At 42.7% G+C, this 20,881-nt stretch carries 24 protein-coding genes; 14 read left to right on the top strand and 10 right to left on the bottom strand.

The window, feature by feature from the left end; genetic code table 11:
- Positions 1-70: 70 nt before the first annotated feature.
- The gene (locus tag HWQ38_RS33500) at positions 71-958 is read left to right on the top strand and encodes an ABC transporter permease (RefSeq protein WP_292802538.1); all 888 of its coding nucleotides are present in this window, start codon (positions 71-73) and stop codon (positions 956-958) included.
- Positions 959-990: 32 nt separating this feature from the next.
- The gene (locus tag HWQ38_RS33495; protein ID WP_292802535.1) at positions 991-1,386 is read left to right on the top strand and encodes a hypothetical protein; all 396 of its coding nucleotides are present in this window, start codon (positions 991-993) and stop codon (positions 1,384-1,386) included.
- 77 nt (positions 1,387-1,463) lie between these two features.
- Here the strand turns inward: HWQ38_RS33495 and HWQ38_RS33490 are convergent, their stop codons facing one another.
- Positions 1,464-1,901 (bottom strand): peroxiredoxin, encoded by a 438-nt coding sequence (locus tag HWQ38_RS33490; protein ID WP_292802532.1) that lies wholly within the window; start codon positions 1,899-1,901, stop codon positions 1,464-1,466.
- 306 nt (positions 1,902-2,207) lie between these two features.
- Between HWQ38_RS33490 and HWQ38_RS33485 the strand changes: the two genes are divergently transcribed.
- The gene (locus HWQ38_RS33485) at positions 2,208-2,612 is read left to right on the top strand and encodes an Npun_F0494 family protein (RefSeq protein ID WP_292802529.1); all 405 of its coding nucleotides are present in this window, start codon (positions 2,208-2,210) and stop codon (positions 2,610-2,612) included.
- Here the strand turns inward: HWQ38_RS33485 and HWQ38_RS33480 are convergent.
- A complete protein-coding gene (locus HWQ38_RS33480) occupies positions 2,595-2,825 on the bottom strand; it encodes a hypothetical protein (RefSeq protein ID WP_292802526.1) in 231 nt (76 codons plus the stop codon). The genes HWQ38_RS33485 and HWQ38_RS33480 overlap by 18 nt on opposite strands.
- A 116-nt stretch (positions 2,826-2,941) precedes the next feature.
- On the opposite strand from HWQ38_RS33480, the gene cobQ reads away from it, so the two are divergent.
- From cobQ to HWQ38_RS33455, 5 genes are all read left to right on the top strand, one after another.
- Positions 2,942-4,426 carry a cobyric acid synthase CobQ gene (gene cobQ, locus HWQ38_RS33475; RefSeq protein ID WP_292802523.1) on the top strand — a complete coding sequence of 495 codons (1,485 nt, stop codon included), beginning with the start codon at positions 2,942-2,944 and terminating at the stop codon, positions 4,424-4,426.
- Positions 4,427-4,500: 74 nt separating this feature from the next.
- Positions 4,501-4,737: a 2Fe-2S iron-sulfur cluster-binding protein gene (locus HWQ38_RS33470; RefSeq protein ID WP_292802520.1), complete on the top strand. Its 237-nt coding sequence runs from the start codon at positions 4,501-4,503 to the stop codon at positions 4,735-4,737.
- Between the two features lie 25 nt (positions 4,738-4,762).
- On the top strand, positions 4,763-5,074 hold the full coding sequence (locus HWQ38_RS33465) for a HigA family addiction module antitoxin (protein WP_292802517.1): 312 nt from the start codon (positions 4,763-4,765) through the stop codon (positions 5,072-5,074).
- A gap of 90 nt (positions 5,075-5,164) precedes the next feature.
- Positions 5,165-5,377 (top strand): type II toxin-antitoxin system HicA family toxin, encoded by a 213-nt coding sequence (locus tag HWQ38_RS33460; RefSeq protein WP_292802514.1) that lies wholly within the window; start codon positions 5,165-5,167, stop codon positions 5,375-5,377.
- The gene (locus tag HWQ38_RS33455) at positions 5,370-5,588 is read left to right on the top strand and encodes a type II toxin-antitoxin system HicB family antitoxin (protein ID WP_292802511.1); all 219 of its coding nucleotides are present in this window, start codon (positions 5,370-5,372) and stop codon (positions 5,586-5,588) included. The genes HWQ38_RS33460 and HWQ38_RS33455 overlap by 8 nt, the downstream gene beginning before the upstream one ends.
- A gap of 143 nt (positions 5,589-5,731) precedes the next feature.
- Here the strand turns inward: HWQ38_RS33455 and HWQ38_RS33450 are convergent, their stop codons facing one another.
- The 3 genes from HWQ38_RS33450 to HWQ38_RS33440 form a co-directional block, all read right to left on the bottom strand.
- On the bottom strand, positions 5,732-6,175 hold the full coding sequence (locus HWQ38_RS33450) for an SRPBCC family protein (RefSeq protein ID WP_292802550.1): 444 nt from the start codon (positions 6,173-6,175) through the stop codon (positions 5,732-5,734).
- An 86-nt stretch (positions 6,176-6,261) separates the two neighbouring features.
- Positions 6,262-7,701, bottom strand: coding sequence for a 9,9'-di-cis-zeta-carotene desaturase (gene zds / locus HWQ38_RS33445; protein WP_292802508.1), 1,440 nt, complete (start codon positions 7,699-7,701; stop codon positions 6,262-6,264).
- 276 nt (positions 7,702-7,977) lie between these two features.
- A complete protein-coding gene (locus HWQ38_RS33440) occupies positions 7,978-8,154 on the bottom strand; it encodes a CopG family transcriptional regulator (RefSeq protein ID WP_292802505.1) in 177 nt (58 codons plus the stop codon).
- 1,457 nt (positions 8,155-9,611) lie between these two features.
- Between HWQ38_RS33440 and HWQ38_RS33435 the strand changes: the two genes are divergently transcribed.
- Positions 9,612-9,830 (top strand): hypothetical protein, encoded by a 219-nt coding sequence (locus HWQ38_RS33435; protein ID WP_292802502.1) that lies wholly within the window; start codon positions 9,612-9,614, stop codon positions 9,828-9,830.
- Positions 9,831-9,967: 137 nt separating this feature from the next.
- On the opposite strand, the gene HWQ38_RS33430 is transcribed toward HWQ38_RS33435, so the two are convergent.
- Positions 9,968-11,575 carry a hypothetical protein gene (locus HWQ38_RS33430; RefSeq protein ID WP_292802499.1) on the bottom strand — a complete coding sequence of 536 codons (1,608 nt, stop codon included), beginning with the start codon at positions 11,573-11,575 and terminating at the stop codon, positions 9,968-9,970.
- A 308-nt stretch (positions 11,576-11,883) separates the two neighbouring features.
- On the opposite strand from HWQ38_RS33430, the gene HWQ38_RS33425 reads away from it, so the two are divergent.
- The 4 genes from HWQ38_RS33425 to HWQ38_RS33410 all read left to right on the top strand — a co-directional run bounded on the left by HWQ38_RS33425 (position 11,884) and on the right by HWQ38_RS33410 (position 14,239).
- A complete protein-coding gene (locus tag HWQ38_RS33425; protein WP_292802497.1) occupies positions 11,884-12,240 on the top strand; it encodes an iron-sulfur cluster assembly accessory protein in 357 nt (118 codons plus the stop codon).
- Positions 12,241-12,381: 141 nt separating this feature from the next.
- A complete protein-coding gene (locus HWQ38_RS33420) occupies positions 12,382-12,804 on the top strand; it encodes a hypothetical protein (protein ID WP_292802494.1) in 423 nt (140 codons plus the stop codon).
- Positions 12,805-12,936: 132 nt separating this feature from the next.
- Complete coding sequence (locus tag HWQ38_RS33415; RefSeq protein WP_292802492.1) at positions 12,937-13,182, top strand: hypothetical protein; 246 nt, start codon at positions 12,937-12,939, stop codon at positions 13,180-13,182.
- Positions 13,183-13,525: 343 nt separating this feature from the next.
- Positions 13,526-14,239: a tetratricopeptide repeat protein gene (locus HWQ38_RS33410; protein WP_292802489.1), complete on the top strand. Its 714-nt coding sequence runs from the start codon at positions 13,526-13,528 to the stop codon at positions 14,237-14,239.
- A gap of 343 nt (positions 14,240-14,582) precedes the next feature.
- Here HWQ38_RS33410 and HWQ38_RS33405 read toward each other — a convergent pair whose 3' ends face one another.
- On the bottom strand, positions 14,583-15,503 hold the full coding sequence (locus HWQ38_RS33405) for a TIGR01777 family oxidoreductase (protein WP_292802487.1): 921 nt from the start codon (positions 15,501-15,503) through the stop codon (positions 14,583-14,585).
- Between the two features lie 203 nt (positions 15,504-15,706).
- Between HWQ38_RS33405 and HWQ38_RS33400 the strand changes: the two genes are divergently transcribed.
- Positions 15,707-16,054 (top strand): hypothetical protein, encoded by a 348-nt coding sequence (locus HWQ38_RS33400; protein WP_292802484.1) that lies wholly within the window; start codon positions 15,707-15,709, stop codon positions 16,052-16,054.
- 314 nt (positions 16,055-16,368) lie between these two features.
- Here HWQ38_RS33400 and HWQ38_RS33395 read toward each other — a convergent pair whose 3' ends face one another.
- The 3 genes from HWQ38_RS33395 to HWQ38_RS33385 form a co-directional block, all read right to left on the bottom strand.
- Positions 16,369-16,809: an FHA domain-containing protein gene (locus HWQ38_RS33395; protein ID WP_292802481.1), complete on the bottom strand. Its 441-nt coding sequence runs from the start codon at positions 16,807-16,809 to the stop codon at positions 16,369-16,371.
- Positions 16,810-17,091: 282 nt separating this feature from the next.
- Positions 17,092-19,647 (bottom strand): cation-translocating P-type ATPase, encoded by a 2,556-nt coding sequence (locus HWQ38_RS33390; RefSeq protein WP_292802478.1) that lies wholly within the window; start codon positions 19,645-19,647, stop codon positions 17,092-17,094.
- 429 nt (positions 19,648-20,076) lie between these two features.
- The gene (locus tag HWQ38_RS33385) at positions 20,077-20,352 is read right to left on the bottom strand and encodes an NINE protein (protein WP_292802475.1); all 276 of its coding nucleotides are present in this window, start codon (positions 20,350-20,352) and stop codon (positions 20,077-20,079) included.
- Positions 20,353-20,881 lie beyond the last annotated feature (529 nt).

Raw genomic sequence — 20,881 nt, 5'->3', positions numbered from 1 at the left:
CCCAATGCCCAATGCCCAATGCCCAATGCCCAATGCCCAATGCCCAATGCCCAATTAATCCAAAATTATTATGAGCGTTACTCCTAAATCTGATCTAAATTGGCAGCCAGCGACATTACCACAAATTGACGCTAATGGTGCACCTAACTTTTTCGGTGAATTGGTACAAGAGACGCTGGCTTTAACTCGTCGCTTGTTTATTCAGTTGCAACGCCGTCCCTCCACATTGGTTGCCGGAATTATTCAGCCAGTAATGTGGTTACTGCTATTTGGTGCTTTGTTCCAAAATGCACCTAAAGGTATATTTGGCAATACAACAAATTATGGTCAATTTTTGGCTGCTGGCATAATTGTGTTTACAGCCTTTGCTGGGGCGCTGAATGCTGGTTTGCCCGTAATGTTTGACCGCGAGTTCGGCTTTTTGAATCGTTTACTCGTAGCACCCTTAGCATCGCGGTTTTCCATTGTTTTTGCTTCGGCAATTTTCATCATCAGCCAAAGTTTGCTGCAAGCAGCAGTGATTGTAGCGGCGGCGGCGTTCTTGGGGGCTGGACTACCAGATGCAGCTGGTTTAAGTGCGATCGCTTTAATTGTCTTTCTCTTAGCTTTGGGTGTAACAGCCATCTCCCTCGGTTTAGCTTTTACCCTACCCGGACACATTGAATTGATTGCAGTAATTTTTGTCACTAACCTGCCATTATTGTTTGCTAGTACTGCTTTGGCACCTCTATCCTTCATGCCTCAGTGGTTGCAGGTTGTGGCTACCCTGAATCCTCTCAGCTATGCGATCGAACCAATTCGCTATCTTTATCTCCACAGTAATTGGGGATTAGGTAGTGTAGTAATGCAGGCTCCTTGGGGTAATGTTACCTTTGGGGGAGCGTTGCTGGTGTTGTTTGGCTTTGCCCTTGTCGCCTTGCTGAGTATTCAACCCCAACTGCGTCGGACTCTTGCTTAGGATAAAATAGAGCAATTTTAGGGTCAAAACTCATGAAAAAACCATTTTTACAAATTCCTAGACTCTTTGTAGCTACCCTGGCCGGAATTAGCTTTGCTTCCTTGCTCATGACTCAACCAAGTTCGGCTCAAATCAGCAGCCCAGCAGATGCTTTTCCTAGTACTAGTACAACAGACCAAAATACCGATCCGTTCTCCCGTTCAAACTCAGACAATTTCAATATGCTTGACCTGGTTCACCGGGCGAATTTCGGAACTCTCAACTGGAATGCTGACCAACAGAACCAAGAATTAGACTCAGCAGCAGCAGCCTTTAAAGCAAGGCAACAAAAACTAATTCCAGGTCAACAACGAACAACTCCCGGTTCCCCATCGGTCATACAACCATCACTTACCCCACGATCGCTTACACCACCATCAGGTAACTGAATTCAAACAAAGAACCCCAAGCCTCTAGGGTTTGGGGTTGAGGCTATTTAAAAAATCTTTAGTTATCAGGTAAAAAACTACAGCCCAAGTGCAGCTAAAATATCGCTAGCATGGGTGGTGGTATTTACAGCAGAGTCAACATGGGTAATTTTGCCGTTGGGGTCAATTACGTAGGTAACGCGCTTGGCATAACCACCGCCATCCACATCGAAAGCTTTGATCAGGGATTTGTCGCTGTCAGCCAGTAGGGGAAAATTCAAATTATATTTTTGGGTGAATGCCTGATGGGAGACTTCATCATCTGCACTCACTCCCAAGATGACAACATTTTTACCTTGATATTGAGACTGGGCATCCCGAAAACTACAGGCTTGTTTGGTACAGCCTGGCGTGTCATCTTTGGGGTAAAAATACAAAACGACCGTCTTTCCGGCAAAATCAGATAACGAGACTGTGTTGCCGTTTGTATCTTTGGCGGTAAATGCAGGTGCATTCGTACCAACTGCTAGAGACATAATTAACCTTTCCTGTTTCAGATTGTTGATGCACTTCTTGAAATTTTACATTATTACATTAATTTATTAATTTATAAAAAGAGTATAACTATACTTGAGGTAACTAATTTTGGTTAAATCAGGTAGCTGGTAAGTAGGAAGGCACAATTAAATATAAGATAAAACCTCACCCTCAATCCCTCTCCTTGGTAAGGAGAGGGAAGCCGGAGGCAGGGTGAGGTTTTATATTTAATTTGACCCACTTACTTACAAGAAAAAATATATCCTTAAATAAATCTTGATCAGAAAAAAATCTACCCATATACAATGGCTGCTGTTGATTCCCAAAACCCAAATATTTTTGTCTATCCTCAAAGCACAGTAGAAAGAGCCGAGCGATCGCTAGTGTGTTCATCCTTTAATCTATCTTTATTTGAAGTCATGGGACATCAGAGTGTGTCATTGAGTGCGATCGCTCTGGAAAATGGACTCAAACAGGGCTATACTAAACGCCCTTTATCAGAATTAGCCTGTGACAACACCTTGGGCTGGCTAATCCAAGTGGGTGTATTGCGACGAGAAGTGGATGGTCAGGGGATTACAGATAGTTTTCGCCTCACTCCCTTGGGACGGCAGTTGGTAGAACAATATCAGGGAAAAAATTGGCGCACTCCTTCATGGCGCGATCGTTTCTATGATGCTGTGATTCGTTGGTTACGGATACCTTTTTAGAAAAAAAAACCAAAGAGTTAGGATTAGGGAATCAAAGGGAACAATATATACGGAAACATCACATCTATTCATGAAGTCTTTACCATAACTATTTAACTGAAATTTGTGATGCTGGGCATTGGGCACTTGTACTGAGCGTTCGCGTAGCGTCTCGTAGAGAAGTCGAAGTATTGGGCATTGGGCATTGGGCATTGTGTATTGTGTATAGTTCATCTCCCTTATCTCCCCCATCTCCCTTATCTCCCCCATCTCCCTCATCTCCCCCTGCTCCCCTATTGTTTGCTCCTAAAAATTCACCCTGTATCTGGAAAAACTAACTAATAGCGACTATGAAATCAATTATGGTGGTGGGGACAACATCTCATGCAGGGAAATCACTTTTAACTACAGCTATTTGTCGCATTTTGTCGCGGCGTGGCTGGCGAGTGGCTCCCTTTAAAGGTCAAAACATGGCTTTAAATGCTTATGTCACTGCCAGTGGTGGAGAAATTGGCTATGCCCAAGCAGTACAAGCTTGGGCTGCGGGAGTAGTGCCTTGGGTCGAAATGAACCCAATTTTACTTAAACCCCAAGGGGATATGACTTCCCAAGTAATTATCAAAGGTAGGTCTGTAGGAAAAGTGAGTGCCTCAGATTACTACGAGCAATATTTTGATCTGGGGTGGCGGACAATTGAAGAATCGCTACAGCATTTAGGGACAGAATTTGACTTGGTAGTTTGTGAAGGTGCTGGTAGTCCAGCAGAGATTAACCTCAAACACCGCGACTTAACTAATATGCGGGTGGCAAAATATTTAAATGCGCCAACCATGCTAGTAGTTGATATTGATCGGGGTGGTGCTTTTGCCCATGTCGTTGGAACTTTAGAGTTATTAGAACCAGATGAACGCGCCTTAATTAAGGGTGTAGTAATTAACAAGTTTCGAGGACAGCGATCGCTCCTAGATCCGGGAATAAAATGGTTAGAAGAACGTACAGGTATCCCCGTTATCGGTGTTATACCTTACTTACAAGATGTCTTTCCAGCCGAAGACTCCCTTGATCTGCTAGAACGTCAATCGTCGTCGAATAAAGCCCAAGCTGACCTCAATATTGCCGTCATCCGCTTACCCAGAATTGCCAACTTCACTGACTTTGACCCACTCGAATCAGAAAGCACAGTTTCAGTAAAATACCTCAGTCCTAAGCAAGATTTAGGACATCCTGATGCCGTGATTATCCCAGGAACAAAAACCACAATTGCTGATTTGCTACTGCTGCAAAAAAGCGGTATGGCAGAAGCTATCCAAAACTATGCTGCTTCTGGCGGAACGGTTTTAGGTATCTGTGGCGGCTATCAAATGCTCGGTCAAATCATCGCTGATCCAGAAGGGATAGAGGGACAAGCTGGCAGATTTCAAGCGTTAAATCTATTACCAATCAGAACTGTAATTACAGGACAAAAAATCGCCCGTCAGCGTCAAGTTAGCTCAAATTATCCGCAACAGGGCTTGCCAGTCAATGGCTTTGAAATCCACCAAGGGCGATCGCGCATCGAACAGCAAGGCATAGATCCCCAATCCTACCATGCCCTATTTGACGATATTAATTTAGGCTTAGTGGATAGTTGTCAATCAGTCTGGGGTAGTTACCTGCACGGACTTTTTGACAATGGCCCTTGGCGACGGGCTTGGTTAAATCGCCTCCGTCAACAGCGAGGTTTAAAATCTTTGCCTACTGGTGTTGCTAACTACCGGGAACAGCGAGAGCAGATTTTGGACTCTCTAGCCACTGAAGTTGAAAGCCATTTAGACTTAACTCCGTTTTTGTCTTAAGCTAAAGTGCATAAAAATGTCATTAGTCATTTGCAAAGGACAAATGACAATACTAAATTAAATACGTAACATTGATGATTGTTCGTGTCCGCTTTTTACCAGATGATGTCACAGTAAATGCCGAAGTGGGAGAAGCCCTCTTAGATGTAGCAGACCGGGCGGGGGTATTTATTCCCACCGGTTGTCTTATGGGGTCTTGTCACGCTTGCACCGTCGAATTAGACGATGGAGAAATCATCCGCGCTTGTATCACCGCAGTACCGCCACGCGAAGAATTGACGATTAATTTGTTTAGCGACCCAACTTGGTAACGTCGCCCCTGTTAAGGAGAACAATATGTCACGTCCACCCATCCATCTTGGAAAAATTCTTGCTGATGAGCTTGATGAATTGCAGATGAGCGCAAGTGAGTTAGCACGTATCCTTCATGTCCCAACAAATCGGATTACTGAAATAATTAATGGTGAACGGGCAATTACTGCTGACACGGCATTACGGTTAGGGCAATGGTTTGGTACTGGTGCCGAGTTGTGGATGAATTTACAAAAGAATTATGAGCTTAGACTAGCTGAAGAAAAAATGGGTGAAGAAATTCAGGCAACTATTTCACCCCGGATATTACCTGAGTTAAAACAAGTCAAGGCATAAAAAAATCGAAGATTCGATTTTTCTGAATAGATAGCCAGAAAGTTTGACACATTGTTTTTATTGTGCTGATCGCATTTTTTCAGAAAATTAATGCCAAAGAAAATCCGGGAACTGAAGCAAATGCTTTCCCAAGCAGGTTTTACAGAACTCCTAGGAAAAGGCAGTCATACTAACTGGGTGCATCCCTTCTATAGCGGAAAAATCACGGTTTCAGGCAAAGATGGAGCAGATGCTAAACGCTACCAAGAGAAAGAAGTAAAACAGGCAATTGAGGAAGTAGAAGGGAAAAAAGAAGATGAATAAACTCAAGTACCAAATGCTTATCCAATGGTCTGAGGAAGATGATTGCTTCTTAGTAGGATTCCCTGATTTTCCCGGACAACGCTGGCGGACTCATGGGGATACTTACGAGTTGGCTGTGGTAAATGGAATTGAAGCCTTAGAGTCTCTAATTATTGCTTACGAATCTGTAGGTGATCCACTTCCAGAACCAACAGTAAATAGGGTTCATTAATGCAATTGAGTAGGTGGTAACTAATGCTGAACAATCTGTGCGATCGTTAGGTTATTTTCGTTTAAAGCTTAAAATCTTAGTTTTTTTCAGGTAGTAAGAATATTTTATACCTTATTTCCTACTGCCTGTTTTTGCTATCTATATCAATTAGCTTTAATATTCAGCGCGTATTCTTTAAACCTTTCCAAATCAGCTTGAATCGTCGATTCGACTACCCGTCCCAAAAATAAGTTATCCATAATTTTGCCAAGAATGCCGGGGATGGCGTAGGAAATGGTCATTTTGACAACGCTACTACCGTTGCGATCGTAAAAGCGAATCGCTCCCTGATTCGGCAAACCATCAATCGATTCCCATTGGATAATTTGGTTGGGAATAACTTTGAGAATTCGAGATTTCCAAGTAAATTCTAAACTGCCCGTCTTCAGTTTCCAAATAGATATATCTGGATTATCTGGCGGAACTTTCACCGAATCAATCCACTTCATCCACCGGGGCATTTGCTCCAAATCAGACCAGAGGCTCCATACTAAATCTATGGGAGCGTCTACTTCTACCTGCACAGTATGCTCTAACCAATCTGACATTCTCTCTTCCTTCTCTACGAGACGCTTTGCGATCGCATTCTTTGCGCCCTTTGCAGTAGCCTGCGGCAAGCCACTGCATGTCTACGTTATCTCTTCAAACTCTCCAATATCACTTTAGCCGCACGTCGTCCAGAAATAGTAGCACCTTCCATGCTATCAATGTAGTCTTGCTGAGTATAACTCCCTGCAAGGAAGAAATTATCTACTGGTGTTTTTTGGCTGGGACGGTACGCATCCATTCCTGGCGCTTCTCGGTAGAGAGACTGAGCAAGTTTTACTACACTGTACCAAGTCATATTTAGCTCCCGTGACGAGGGAAACAGTTCATGGACTTGCTTGAGGACATGCTGGGCGATCGCTTCATTAGTTTGGGCAATAAACGGATCTCCCGGTGTCAGCACTAGCTGTAACAAAGATCCCTGTCCTGGGCGATAATAATCAGCAGGGCTAGTCAACGCCAAATCCGCAAAACAAGAAAAGTCAGCATCAGCTGTGTAAAGTAAATTATCGATTCCCGCCGCATGATTTAGCTGTTTACGTTGCTCTCCATCATTCAGTTCCGTTACCCAACCATCGAAGCGTAACTGCACTGTAGCCACTGGCACTGTATCCAGTTTGTAAATATTGTCAAATTCTGACCACTTACGCCACTCATGGGGGAGGATGCGTTGAATTCCTGGAACATCACAGGCAAAGACGTAAGCATCAGCAGTGATAGTTTCTACGCTATCACCTTGGGCAACTACTATACCAGTGACGCGCGTTTGTTCGTCTGACTCAGTAAACTGAATTTCTCGCACTTGCCGACGCGTGTAAACTTTTGTGCCTCTAACTTCCAGATATTCCAGAATGGGCTTGTGTAAATACTCAGAGGGAGAACCTTCCAGCATTCGCAAAACTGAAGCTTCAGTTCTGACTGCAAATAACTGGAATATTGTTAACATACAACGGGCAGACATATTTTCGCAATCAATAAATCCCAATGCGTAGGCGATGGGGTTCCACAGGCGCTTGATGCTGCCATTACTCCCACCGTGACTGCGGAACCAGTCGGCAAAGCTAATTTTATCTAATTTACGGATGGTTTTCATCGCCCCCTTAAAGTCTACCAATCCGCGAACTATCGGACTAGTACCCAAAGCGATCGCATTTTGCAATTTATCCTGCAATGATAGTTGAGAAGTAGTAAAAAATGCCTTTAACCCATTGAAAGGCGCACCTGTAAGGAAGCGAAAATCTAAAGCACCAGTGCGCCCTCCTTTGTTAATAAAAGTGTGGGTATGTTCCTTAAGGCGTAAGTTTTCTAACACCCCGACTTTCTTCATCAAGTCAAATAGTTCGTAGTAGCACCCGAAAAATACATGCAACCCCATTTCTAGATGGTTGCCATCGCCATCAACCCAACTACTAACTTTACCACCCACAAACGGACGAGACTCAAAAATCTCTACTTCACAACCAGCATCAGCTAGATATACTGCCGTTGCTAGCCCAGCTAGTCCCGCACCTACGATTGCAACGCGCATTCCGTCGTCCCTTTTCAGCTTCTTTACAGATTGTAACTGCCTTGGTGTCGGAATTTGCTACTTCATATCAACTCCACCAGCATATTAAGCCATAGGAATGTCAATATTAAAACTTCTTTGATCACTTTTTTCGTCCCGGCAAATGATCAGACGCGAGAAAAACGCGTCTGTATCAGTTAGACAAACTTTTGTCCATTGCGGCGGACTCAAAAAAGTCTCATAGCTATTTTTTTGGTCGTAAAGCAGTTATCTGGATAAGTTGTGAAAGCATCTATCTTACCTATTTACATCTTTGCTGTCGTCGGAGACAGGCAAACTTCTAATCAATTCACGAATCACATCGGTTGCAGGTCTACCTGTTAGTTCGCAATATTTTTCTAGTTTTTCCGCTTCCTGTGTTGCGAGATTCACTGTTATACGTTTAACTGCCCATTTTTTATTGGTCATTGTCATGCTATTTGCTGTATATTTTAGATCATTGAAAGAATCTAACTAAATAGGAGGCCGATTACATTATCATGAGTTTGTCTCAGGAAACAAGTAATATTATTAAGATTAAAAATGTTCGTTTGGTCTAAGGATTCATCATTTTCTAAAAAAATCAAAAAATTATACTTTATTTGTTACTATTGTGACAGCCAAAATAGTACAGACTTGCTTATGAAGCTCATAACCCCGCTAACAGCATGAATCAAGGCTGAGAATGAAATTTGAGAAATTAATTTTAGACACCTACTGTTGACTCAATCAAGATTTATAAAATTATTCTCCATTGAAAGCATTTGACCTTCTCTCTTAACTAAGTTCGCCAAACCCGCTTGGAGAGAACATCTGGGACAACACCAGAGAATAAAGCTTCTAAATGATGATCATGCTGAAATGCTGACTTACAGGCGGGTTAGAGTAGTGTGTATAGCTCGTGAATAATCACTTAAAAAGTAGGTAAATAAGCGATCGCTCTCGAACAAACACTCATCTGCATCCATTACAGATATGATGTTAGTTGGCTGTTGCCGATGATCATATTTTAATTTGGTTTGATGCTTTTACATGAACTTTGCCTAAAGATACGATGAAATTTTATATATTTTTTGATCCCCACTCTAGCGATATAGTTTGCTTTTAACTCAGGGTTTTTTCGCCTTTGTTCGTATTCATCTATTTTGAGGCTATATAAATCGTTTTTAGCCATTTATATGGTGCTAAAAATCGGACAGGAAACCTGATGGTCAGATTTAAACTCAGAGATAAAATACTGGCAATAAACTTCTGAATTACAACTATTTATTATTTGTTAAATCTACCCATAAAAATAATTGTAGGTTTCAATCTTTTTCGGTAGTCTGTTCATTATAGCCATTATTTACGGACTTTAAATAATCTTCATTTAGACACTAAATAAGCTCATTTTGATTCTTTATAAAAAAATTACAGAGAAAAAGATATCACCTGAGCTTTTGCTTAATGATATCGATACATAACAAGATGCTGAACTCAAAAACTTGTTAAAAAAAAGATTCCAATATCTAATTGGTCAGCTAGGTTTGATTAAACCGAACCTTGTAGATAAATTTTTAGCGGATTGTAGTTATTTATACTGACAAATATCCAAATGAAATGACTGGAAAAATATGAGAATACAGGTACTTCATGAAATTGAGATAAAGTTAACTTCTAATCAGTCGTCGCCTATTAGTAAGCTGTTGCGTTTGAGGAACGTAGCTTTCCTCCCGCAGGCTAACCCAACATTATCAACCATTTTTTGGGTTTCGCTATTGCTCTACCCAACAAAGCTATTTTTCTTAACCCAAGCGTATTGATACATGAATATGCATTACAAAGTGCCACGCTCTGAGAGGTACGCAGATGAAGAGTACTGACTGAAAAGACCGCCTAGAAGGGGGTGGGGCATGTACAAATGCAAAAATAAAAATCCTGAGTACTTTTTACTTGACTCAGCACGGGCTAAACCCTGGCTATCCGCTAACAGTAATAAATCCAGTCAATATGCGAATCAAATACGCGATCGCCAGAATTCATGTAACTATTCCAATTTAAGCTGGGGCATCAGTTGGAGAGTGCCAATACCTAAATCTTTAGGTGAAAGCGATGCCTACGGTGGTCACTGAGCCAAGTCGAAGTGTGGTCACTGAGCCAAGTCGAAGTGTGGTCACTGAGCCAAGTCGAAGTGTGGTCACTGAGCCAAGTCGAAGTGTGGTCACTGAGCCAAGTCGAAGTGTGGTCACTGAGCCAAGTCGAAGTGTGGTCACTGAGCCAAGTCGAAGTGTGGACTTTGCCTACGCCCTTCAAACAAAGCCATCATATCTCCTAACTGAGGATTGCCACGGGAGGCTCCCGTTAGTCCTTTGGCAATGATTAAGCCACAGTAGCCCTTAGTATTTTTACATCGCTGATTCCATTTTTTTCGGGCTTCTATATGAATCGGATCTTCATCTAAAAATTCACCGAATAGGAACAATTCGCCATTTTGAGTTTGTAATAAACCCAGGTCGTAGCGATCGCCATCCAAGGAATCGGCACCTGGATTAAAGCAAATTGCTCTGAGTCCGCCTGCTGCTTCAATTCTTTCAATTACAATCTTAGCCTTGGGCCGGGAAGTTTGAATTAAAATCACCGGCAAACCGTCACCCACTTGCTTGATTTCACCAGCCTGATAGTTACTGGCCCTCTTCGGCAGGTATTCCAACATTTCCCAGGACACCACACCTAAGCTGAGGAAGGAATCTTCTGGGATCAAGTCATCTTGCAATGCTTGGAAAGACGGTGAATCAGCGTTGTCAATCTCCTGATCATCGACATCAAAGCCTGCAATTTCCTCTAATTCATCTGCTAACTGCGGCATGGTAGAGACTGTCACAGCCAAAGATTTAGTTGATTCTTCCGACTGCGGCAGAGAAATGCGATAGCGACGGCTAAGGGTAGGGAGGATGTCTTCATGAAGCTGGCGACGGTGATCGCGAATAAAGCGGCTCAAGCTTTCGATCGCAACGAACATTACCAGTGCTTCTTCCTCATACAAAACAGACCGTAGTCCTTCTAAGGGGTGGATATTGCCGAAGGTAGGGTCAATTTCTGATAATGGCAGATCCGCCAAATCATCTGCTTCATCCTCATCTTCATCGGTTTGATCAGCACTCTCAAAAGTGAGAAACAGGCAATCTTGCTTTAGGAACGCTTCTTCTAAATGCTCCGTTGATTCTTCATCTATTAAAACTGCGGCGCGAAACTGTTTTAAAGACTCTTCTGAGCGATAAAACAAAATCCCATACTCCATTCCCAGCATTCCCATGACTGAGGCGTAGAGTGTGCCAACATCCCAGTGATTAATCTCAATTGACAAAATTTGCTGTTCTTCCAAAAATTCCCAAGGTGCTGCTTGCCAAATTGCAAATGCTTTCTCTCGCAATATTTGGGCATATTGTGGGGGTAAGTCGGGGGTTTCACTATCGAGGAGGTCGGCAAATCCCCGAAAGAGTTCGTCAATCAAAGGTAGTTCTGGTGCGTAGTCAATGGCGATATCCAAATCTTGCAGCACTCCCCGCAGGTAAAATTGGATCTCGCGGTCTTTGACTACAATTCTTTGCGGTCTTGCGGGTCTTGCCGGACTCTGGGGATGCTCCATTGCTTGCATTAAGGTGCGAACTATTGCTTCTGGGCCGATATCTGAAGCTACGACGTCCATTCCTCGGACAACACCTTGAGAGTAATCTACCCAAAGAATGCATTCTCCCTTTGCCTCTGAGTCTGAGTGCTGGTTTGGTGATGACAACGGACGGCGATCGCCCTCCCATACAGAAGGAATTTGAGTTAATTTCTTCAACCGACGACTGGTAGAGCGATTAAAACTTGTCATAGAATAAGTTAATCAAAAGAAGCAATTTGGAAGTAGACTTTGAGGGATAGCTAGCCTCGGATTAAGTTTTGATAGCTGCACCTGAAGGGTAGTTGCTTCTCAGGCTGCCGCAAGGCTTGAACTTCAAAAAATACCGAATGTATAAATACACTAAGTCTCTCAATTCTAGAATAAAAATCTTTGGCTGCTTTTGACAGACTGTTTAGAATTATGGCATCTAGCGATATCTAAGCCGCTAGAATGAATATAAAAATACTCAATGACAATATAAAGTAACACTTAGACTAATTAAGGAGTTGAAAAAGCAGATGACACAAGCAATTCAGGCTCAAGAACGCGGAATTCTGTTGAGCGAAGCCGCATTGCACCAAGTAAAATCTCTCCGGGACAGGCAAGGCACAGACTTCTGCTTACGGGTAGGAGTACGTCAGGGTGGCTGTTCTGGGATGTCTTACATGATGGACTTTGAAGACAGTAGCAAGATCACCCCGCAGGATGAAGTTTTTGACTATGATGGCTTCAAAATTGTCAGCGATCGCAAGAGTCTATTATATCTCTACGGTTTAATGCTCGATTATAGCGATGCCATGATTGGCGGTGGCTTTCAATTCACCAACCCCAATGCCAACCAAACTTGCGGTTGCGGCAAGTCATTTGGGGTGTAATATAGTCTTTTGTCATTTGTCCCTTGTCATTGGACGAAAGACAAATGACTAATGACCCTTCGGGTTCACCAGTTGCTCATGGGGGAAACCCCCAAGACCGCACTGGCTCACCAATGACTAATGACCAATGACCAATGACCAATGACTAATACAGTTGACTCCCTATTTGATACAGGTTTAGAACGCTATAAAGCCGGAGAAACAGTAGATTCTTTAATACCTGTGTTTAAAGAAGTGTGCGATCGCTCTCCAAAAACTAGTGCTGCTTGGGTTTGTTTAGCGTGGTTATATCTACTCGATAACAAATCTAACTTGGCTTACAAAGCTGCACAGAAAGCAGTCAAATTAAACCCACAAGATCCCCAGGCGAGAGTCAATCTCGCCTTAGCAATGCTGGAAACAGGTCAAAAAGGTTTGCGGGAACACATTGACATAGCACAACAGTTAATTTATGTGAATGAAGAATGGAGTGATGAAATAAAAAATAGTATTGAAGACGGTTTAAGTAGAAAACCAGATTGGCAGAGTTTGACAAAAGTCAAAAATTGGCTATTTGAAGAATGAGGATGGGGAGAGACGCGATTAATCGCGTCTGTACAAGTTAGGAGTTAAATTTAAGCCTGCAATCCTCACTTCTAACTTACCCATCACTCGGTTACTAGTCCTAAAATTTTGTGCGATTAGATCAAACGATAGATGAAAGAGAAATTGTTAAATTGGCTAAACATGGTTTTAGTCGCAGATGTTTTTTTAGTTTTGTTTGGCTTTGGCTGGTTAGCTGTTGCTGCGATCGGAGATGCTGCGGGAGTAAACCTGGGTTTGGATTTATGGCATAAACTGTGGCAACCCTTGTTTAACCCAGCGATCGGCATCCTCATGGGCGGTGCCATTCTGAGTGGTATTATCAGTTGGGTTTCCAGAAAATTTCCCTCTAGTCAATAGCGCAGCAGAAGAGCAATAATTTGTACCGCTCTTTCTAGAGCAGAAAGTGATTGCTCATGTTGAGATTCTACACGTAACAAAGCATACACAAGTTTACTTATCAGAATTCTGCTGATGAGAATTGCAGTTCTGATAAGTAGTGTGGGAATAGGCAATGGAACACGGGAGATGCGGTGACAGCCGCCGTCGTTAAGCCAGCTACACGCCCACCACGCTCACAAGGTAAACAGCATTTGCAGTGTAGAGACTGCGGTAAAAACTGGCTAAATTAAAAATCACGACGCTGTTAGATACATTCTCACTATGGGTACTCTATGTTTAAGTAGACATAAGAGAGCCACTTATGCGAGAAATATTTGATTTAATTTTGGGGGCTGCATCTGCAAAACAAGGGGATCGCAAATTGCATCGGGATGATTTTGCAGCAGCAATTCAGGCGTATAACCAAGCTTTATCTATAAATCCAAATGATGCTATATCTTATGGGCATAGAGGTGCAGCATTTGCTGGTCTAGGAGATCATAAGAGAGCAGTAGAAGACTATAATCAGGCTCTGCGCTTATCTCCAGATAAAGCCTCATTACACAGCAACAGAGGTATTTCCCGTGAGGCTATTGGAGACATAAAAGGTGCTGTTGAAGATTATAAAAGAGTCGTAATTCTAGATTCTTCAGTACCTCAAGGTCACTTTCAGCTTGGTCTTGTATATATAAAAATAAATAATTATCAATATGCAGTCAAAGTTTTAAATCGCGCAATCTTACATAATCCTAATTATATTTCGGCTTATGCTTTCAGAGGTTTTGCCTATACAAATTTGAAAAAGTATGAGGAAGCACTTAAAGATTATAATCAAGCAATTAATCTCTATCCAGATTATGCAAATGCTTATAAATTCCGAGGGCTGATGCATCTGGAAACGGGAAACAAATTAGGTGCTATAGAAGATTTGCATAAAGCTGCTGGGCTTTTCTACAATCAAGGGCAACTTCTAGAACATAAAGAAATATTAGCTTTAATTCAACAAAATCCTACTGAAATAAACAACCCCAGATAACGAAGTGATATTCATTTTCTGGGGTGTCATGTGTTGTAGGCGATTATGGCGGGGTAGGGGGTGCGTAGCTTGCCGCCTTTAGCATCGCCTCCTTCCCTCATACCCTTGTCCCCAAAACCTTTTTTTATTTTGGGAGCGCGGCAGGAACCCAATTAGATGAGGTGATTTTATTCGCGGTCAGAAATTGAAATTCAAAAAGTTACGCCAATTTTCCTAATATTAAAACTGGAGTTGGTGAGTTGCTGAGTTGGTGGGATCGCACTTGCAGATAAAATTTAAAGAGAGTAACAAACTACTCTTGTTATTTTGTGCTGGAATCATTTCCCCGACTCCCCACTCCCTTTTAATTAAGAATTTGCGTTAACGCTGATTTTAAATTAGGATATTTGTACTCAAAGCCTGTTTCCACGGTGCGTTTTGGGATGACTTGCTGACCTTCTAAAACTACTATAGCCCCGTCTCCTAAAAGAGCTTCGATCGCAAAACCAGGAACGGGCAACCAAGAAGGGCGATTCATCACTCCTCCTAAAGTTTGGCTTAAATCTGCCATTCGGACTGGGTTAGGGGCAGTGGCATTATATACACCTTCTATTTCCGGTTCAGTTAAAGCTTGCAGAATCAAGTTAACTAAATCGTCTACGTGAATCCATGAGAACCACTGGCGACCACTGCCAATAGGACCACCAGCGAAGAGTTTGAAAGCCGGAATCATTTTACCTAAGGCACCACCATTACCTAGAACAATCCCAAAACGCAGAATTACCAATCGGACACCAGCATCTTTTACCTTTTTCGCTTCTGCTTCCCAGGCTTGGCAGACTTGGGCGAGAAAATCGTTACCAGATAGACTTGCTTCATCAAAGCTAGTCGTTTCACTGGTGCCGTAGTAGCCAATAGCCGAAGCGTTAATTAATACGCTAGGCTTGGGGTTAGCGTTGGCTATTGCTTCAACTATTTTTTGTGTACCTAACTTTCGGCTATTGAGGATTTCTTGTTTGCGTTCTGGTGTCCAGCGTCCTTCACCAATTGGTTCTCCTGCCAAATTAACTACGCCATCACAACTAGCAATGAGACTTTGCCAAGAACCAGATGTATTTGGTGTATAGGCAACAATTTCTAGATTAGAGAAAGCCTCAGATGGAAAAACCTTTTGAGCAAAGGCGGTGTTCCGAGTTAATACTACTATTTTATGACCTTCACCGTGGAGTCGTTGTACTAAAATACTACCGACAAATCCTGTTGCTCCAGTAATTGCGACTTTCATTTCTTACCTCAGCCAAAGCTTTATTGTAAAGTTTTTGATCAAACTTTCAGCTTACGGCAATTTCCTTATGGATAGAACAGATGTGACTGTATATTTTGGTAATGCTTGATCTCAAAAGTCAAAACTTTGCTTTTTTAATGACTTTCCATTTATATACTTCGGTATTATAGGATGGACGGAGTGTTGCAAGGCTTGGGGCTATTATGGCTCGCTATACCTGTTCATTTATTGTTTCTGTTCCTAGTGACCATCTCCAGCCGTTACTTGTAGAACTTCTACAGGACTCTCAGTTGGATATTCAATACCATACGGGTGAGTATATTATCGCTCGTGAGGTTCCTGGCAATGTTCCTTTTCCTAAGTTGGTAACAATAGAAGTACTGATTGATAAATCAAAATCTACTGAAACAGAAACCCGGATGAGTATTGTGATTAAAAATGAAGAACTACCACTTAAACTAGATAATTACTGCCGACAAATGTTTGAATTTATCAAGCAGGCTATTGAAAGTAGCCGTCATTGGCATTTGATTGAAAGTCTTGCAGGATAATAGCTTTAATGAGTGATTTAATTGACAATCCCACAGTTTCATCTGGTGGAATTCTCTGGGTGTTGTCGTAAATTAAAGGGTTTAAGAACCCTACGTTTACACGTAGTATCAGTTTCTAGTTGGGGTTTAAATGGACGGCTTTAAGTTTTGTGGCAGGGTCTAAATCCCCGTGTTTCGACTTCGCTCAACACAAGTTACAAAACTGTACCCAACTCTTAGAGACGCTGCGCGTAGCTTGCTTCCACGAAGTGGTACGGCGTAGCTCAGGGCATCGCTTCCGACTTGCGACTTTCGACTTCCGACTTCTTTAAAATTCAGTCACCTATATCCTCTAAATCCTCGGTCATACCGGGGTTTATTAGTGTAATGTCGTATTCGCTGGAATCCGTTTGTCCCAAACGCTGAGTATCTCTTAAAAGGTAATAAATGGCACGTACTTGAGGACCAAAAACAATCTCGTCTTCATTTCTGAGATCGTGGGCTGGTATCTTACGTCCATTAATCATCAAACCATTAGAACTAGGCTTACCTTTAGCATCGCCATCTACAATCCGGTAATAGTAGCTATGACTATTATGCCCTCGTGCCAATCTCACTAATGTGGCATGGCGGCGTGAGACAAACTGCGACATCAAACGGATATCACAATCGCGGTCTCTACCAATAGAGTAGACGGGCTGATCCAGAGAAAATTCTTTGCGACCTTGATCGTCTTCAATAATCAGTAGATGGTTTTCATTGGGTTCTGCTGCCATTGACAAATCGGTGCAACTGTGATAAATCAAGATTTGTTTAGTATTGTATCCTGCGATTCTGGCGCACCATAAGTCTGTGGTGCTGATCTAAATAAGCTTTAAAGTTGCATAATACCTTGAAAGAGTAGAACATGGCCGTTCTACTCCAGTAGCTATGAGAGCTTTGGTAGGTGTTTCAAGAGGTTTTGTGGGCTGCGTAAAAACTGACGGGGTGACTCAGTTCAACTTTATATGGGAATAACCAAGATTTGTGCTGGGAAATTTTACATGCAAAACAGCATTTTACGGGTGATGAGCTAATCGCCGTAATAATATTGAGTTTGTGACGACGCTAACAGAGCTAAAAGCCATTAATGCAGCAGCACCAGATGGGTTAAGGACAAAACCTAGACTAGGGAACAAAACACCAGCTGCTAAAGGAATGCCAATTGTATTATATGCAAAAGCCCAGAATAAATTTTGGCGGATTTTGTTGAAGGTGGCGCGGCTAAGCTGAATAGATTCGACAACATCGGTTAAGCGATCGCGCATTAGGATAATTTCAGCCGTTTCCATCGCTACATCTGTCCCGGAGTGTAAAGCAATTCCGACATCTGCTTGGGATAAAGCTGGAGCATCGTTGATTCCATCTCCTACCATTGCAACTACTGAGTGGGGAGTGGGCTTGCCGTGAGCGTAGCCGAATGGGAGTGCTGAGTTAACAGTTTTCTTTGTCGCCTTGCCTCCTTGTCCTCCTTGTCGCCTTGTTCCTTCTAACTGGAGGGCTTGTATTGCCGCCGCTTTTTTCGCTGGGGGGACACCTGCGATTACATCAGCGCTATCTAATCCTAGTTGTTTGGCGATCGCGCTAGCTGCTTCTGGGCGATCGCCACTGAGCAACATTACCCGTAAGCCCATCTGACGCAACTTGTCTACAGTGGATTGGGCATCTGGTCTGAGGGTATCAGAAACAGCAATCAGTCCGGCTAAAGTTCCCCCAACTGCTACGCAAACGACTGTTTTACCATCTGTTGCTAAATCTTGTGCTATTTGTTGTGCAGTTTCACTAATGGCAATGCCGTGCCAATTCAACCAGTCCCAGTTACCTAACAATACAACTGTCCCCTCTACCACAGCAGATACTCCTAGTCCTGGTTTGGTGTGAAAGTCCACAGCCTCTGGAATAGATAACTCCTGCCGTTGTGCTTCTTGCAGAATCGCTCTTGCTAGGGGGTGATGAGTACCGCTTTCTACAGCTGCTGCTAGTTGTATTAGGGAGTAGGGAGTAGTGAGTGGTGAGTGGGGTTCTCTACTCCCTACTCCCCACTCACCACTCCCCATTTCCTCAATTAACAGACAGTCTGTAACTATGGGATTACCTGTGGTCAAAGTACCTGTTTTATCAAAAACTACGGTGTCTAACTGGTGTACTTTTTCTAAAACGTCGCCGCCTTTGATTAACAGACCCCGTTCTGCACCCATCGCAGTGCCGACAAGAATCGCTGTTGGTGTGGCAAGTCCTAAAGCACAGGGACAGGCGACTACCATAACTGCGATCGCTAGTTTTAAGCTGATTAATAGGGGGGAGTGGGGAGTGGGTACAGACGCGATTAATCGCGTCTGTACGGAGTGGTCAACGTGGCTGATCATTTCCATACCACCAGACATGGTGATATCAGTCCAGATGTGAGTGCCGAAAAAGTACCAAAAGACAAATGTTAATACAGATGCTGTTAGCACCCCGTATGTAAAGTAACCAGCAACTGTATCTGCTAATTTCTGTACTGGGGCTTTCCGAGTTTGGGCGGCTTCTACTAAAGCGACGATTTGAGCTAGAGTTGTATCACTTCCAATACGGGTTGCCTGAATAGCGATCGCTCCTGACTGGTTTAGCGTCCCCCCTGTCACCATATCTCCTGGTTGCTTGATTACTGGCACGGCTTCCCCAGTCAGCATTGACTCATCCACCGTTGTCTGACCAACTACCACTTCACCATCGACAGGGATTTTATCACCTGGCAGCACTTGTAACCATTCACCAACACGCACCTGTTCAGCAGGAATCTCTACACTAGAAGATCCCACTCCTGCTTTCTCTGGGTTGGCAATCAATCGCGCTAAGAGTGGCTGGAGTGCTAGCAATTTCCTAAATGCGGCGGCGGCGCGACCTCTAGCTTGTTGCTCTAATGTCCTTCCCAAAAGAATAAAGCCCAGCATCATTACTGGTTCATCAAAGAAGCACTCCCAACCCATTTGGGGAAAAAGCAGCGCTACTAAACTAGCAATGTAAGCTGTCAGGGTTCCCAATCCCACTAGGGTGTTCATATTGGGCGCATTTCGCCGCCAGCCTAGCCAGCCATCTACTAAAATGGGACGACCGGGAATTAATAACGCCACTGTCGCCAATCCACAGTGAAACCAGATGTTATTTAGCACTGGCAGCACTGAGCTACCAAGATTACCAAAATGTCCACTTCCTGACAATACCAGCAACATCGCAGCGATCGCTAACTGCCTCAGTGAAGAGCGCATTTCTCGGCGTTGTCGTTCTGCTGGGTCTGGTAAGGTAGATATCTCGCCTGCGACTGTGCCACTAGCTTTTCTCTGTTGAGTCGGGAATCCAACGGCTGTTAATCGCTCTGCCAGTGCATCTGCATCTACTGCACCAGTTTCTGACTCTACAACTGCTACCTCTGTGGCCAGGTTCACACAGGCACTCTTGACTCCTGGATGTTGGGTTAGCTGTCGCTCTACTGCGTTCACACACCCAGCGCACTTCATGCCCCCAACATCTAGAATAATTTTCTCTAGGATTGGGTCAAGTTCTGGGGCTAGCTTAGTTTTTGGGAGAAGTTGCATGGCAAGTGTTTAGATTCGCTACAGAAATTCAACGCCTGACTAAAAGCGTCTCTAATTTGAGCGTAGGCGAAATATCGGACTACGACTCAATGTCAACCATATTAAAATTATTAATTTATCGTACTTCCTTGAGTGTCAACGTCGGCTCCAGCGTAGGTAAGTTACATAAATAATAGCTACCACCTGCATTGGCATGATCACAATGAAGCTTTTTAAGAAGTAGTTGATTTCCAAATGAGACATAACACTGAAATATCCTATGCCCAGCAAGAAGAACATCACCCAGTTAAGCTGTTTAGATTTAATAATGAGCATATCAATAGAAATAAATATAATAATCTGTCAAGTTGAAATTTATGGGTAATCAAGGGTTTGTAGTAAGCACTTTAGGGCTTACTACAAACCCTTGATTACTAGCTTGACAAAGTTTTAGAACCAACCCTGCTTATTCACAAAGTAGGTATTTACAAATCCTTCAGGAGACTTATTCAAATAGATCATGCCTTCAATTAAACCTACAAGTTGCATAATTAACAAGGAAATGCCATAGGTGAAAGAACCCCCAACTACAGAAATTACCAACATAATAAAGCCTTCGGAAGAGTATCCTAGAATAAACTTATGAACCCCAAATGCTCCAAGGATAATGCCACAGTAACCAGCTAGAAGTTGTTTGGTAGGGTGACTAGGGTTAAAATTTGCCATCTGAGTGCTGCTCCTTAATAATTGAGTATAAAAATAAAGTCTTTATGGGAATTAAATTAAGTAAATATATTTACTTAATTAAGAGATTTTTAATTTTTTCAGTATGAGTCAGCCCGAAGACGAATAACCAAAATCAGCGTGCTTCTTTTCCAGATGGAACGCTAAGATGTCTTGCAGCATAGCCGGAAAATTTGGCATTCCTTAATGAACTTTGGTAGATTTGATGATTGCAAACCCTGGTGTGGCAGTTTTGCAGATTTTTAGGTAAGACATTTTTCCTGAGAAGAATGAACCTCAATAATCAGCAAAAGCTGCTACATACACCACTTTTTACAAGTCCATCAGTATTATTTCCGGATTTTTTTGCGTAAGCTTCCATCGGACGTGAAACGCGATCGCACCAATTACCAGACCAGTTGTGTGGCTAGTGGGAATTAGAAGCGCAAGATAAATCTTCTAATATCTCGAAAATGGCTAAAATCAAGATAGTTTTAACAGCATTCTTTGATTTGCTTTTGCCATTATCTTA

Origin of the sequence: Nostoc sp. NMS7 (genome assembly GCF_017115085.1) — a bacterium.
Lineage (GTDB): Bacteria > Cyanobacteriota > Cyanobacteriia > Cyanobacteriales > Nostocaceae > Nostoc.
This window is presented reverse-complemented; position numbering and strand designations above follow the sequence as displayed.

Bases quoted from the DNA above. Each gene is read 5' to 3' on its own strand.
- HWQ38_RS33500 (WP_292802538.1), top strand. From the start codon at position 71: ATGAGCGTTACTCCTAAATCTGATCTAAATTGGCAGCCAGCGACATTA.
- HWQ38_RS33495 (WP_292802535.1), top strand. From the start codon at position 991: ATGAAAAAACCATTTTTACAAATTCCTAGACTCTTTGTAGCTACCCTG.
- HWQ38_RS33490 (WP_292802532.1), bottom strand. From the start codon at position 1,901: ATGTCTCTAGCAGTTGGTACGAATGCACCTGCATTTACCGCCAAAGAT.
- HWQ38_RS33485 (WP_292802529.1), top strand. From the start codon at position 2,208: ATGGCTGCTGTTGATTCCCAAAACCCAAATATTTTTGTCTATCCTCAA.
- HWQ38_RS33480 (WP_292802526.1), bottom strand. From the start codon at position 2,825: ATGAACTATACACAATACACAATGCCCAATGCCCAATGCCCAATACTT.
- cobQ (WP_292802523.1), top strand. From the start codon at position 2,942: ATGAAATCAATTATGGTGGTGGGGACAACATCTCATGCAGGGAAATCA.
- HWQ38_RS33470 (WP_292802520.1), top strand. From the start codon at position 4,501: ATGATTGTTCGTGTCCGCTTTTTACCAGATGATGTCACAGTAAATGCC.
- HWQ38_RS33465 (WP_292802517.1), top strand. From the start codon at position 4,763: ATGTCACGTCCACCCATCCATCTTGGAAAAATTCTTGCTGATGAGCTT.
- HWQ38_RS33460 (WP_292802514.1), top strand. From the start codon at position 5,165: ATGCCAAAGAAAATCCGGGAACTGAAGCAAATGCTTTCCCAAGCAGGT.
- HWQ38_RS33455 (WP_292802511.1), top strand. From the start codon at position 5,370: ATGAATAAACTCAAGTACCAAATGCTTATCCAATGGTCTGAGGAAGAT.
- HWQ38_RS33450 (WP_292802550.1), bottom strand. From the start codon at position 6,175: ATGTCAGATTGGTTAGAGCATACTGTGCAGGTAGAAGTAGACGCTCCC.
- zds (WP_292802508.1), bottom strand. From the start codon at position 7,701: ATGCGCGTTGCAATCGTAGGTGCGGGACTAGCTGGGCTAGCAACGGCA.
- HWQ38_RS33440 (WP_292802505.1), bottom strand. From the start codon at position 8,154: ATGACAATGACCAATAAAAAATGGGCAGTTAAACGTATAACAGTGAAT.
- HWQ38_RS33435 (WP_292802502.1), top strand. From the start codon at position 9,612: ATGTACAAATGCAAAAATAAAAATCCTGAGTACTTTTTACTTGACTCA.
- HWQ38_RS33430 (WP_292802499.1), bottom strand. From the start codon at position 11,575: ATGACAAGTTTTAATCGCTCTACCAGTCGTCGGTTGAAGAAATTAACT.
- HWQ38_RS33425 (WP_292802497.1), top strand. From the start codon at position 11,884: ATGACACAAGCAATTCAGGCTCAAGAACGCGGAATTCTGTTGAGCGAA.
- HWQ38_RS33420 (WP_292802494.1), top strand. From the start codon at position 12,382: ATGACTAATACAGTTGACTCCCTATTTGATACAGGTTTAGAACGCTAT.
- HWQ38_RS33415 (WP_292802492.1), top strand. From the start codon at position 12,937: ATGAAAGAGAAATTGTTAAATTGGCTAAACATGGTTTTAGTCGCAGAT.
- HWQ38_RS33410 (WP_292802489.1), top strand. From the start codon at position 13,526: ATGCGAGAAATATTTGATTTAATTTTGGGGGCTGCATCTGCAAAACAA.
- HWQ38_RS33405 (WP_292802487.1), bottom strand. From the start codon at position 15,503: ATGAAAGTCGCAATTACTGGAGCAACAGGATTTGTCGGTAGTATTTTA.
- HWQ38_RS33400 (WP_292802484.1), top strand. From the start codon at position 15,707: ATGGCTCGCTATACCTGTTCATTTATTGTTTCTGTTCCTAGTGACCAT.
- HWQ38_RS33395 (WP_292802481.1), bottom strand. From the start codon at position 16,809: ATGGCAGCAGAACCCAATGAAAACCATCTACTGATTATTGAAGACGAT.
- HWQ38_RS33390 (WP_292802478.1), bottom strand. From the start codon at position 19,647: ATGCAACTTCTCCCAAAAACTAAGCTAGCCCCAGAACTTGACCCAATC.
- HWQ38_RS33385 (WP_292802475.1), bottom strand. From the start codon at position 20,352: ATGGCAAATTTTAACCCTAGTCACCCTACCAAACAACTTCTAGCTGGT.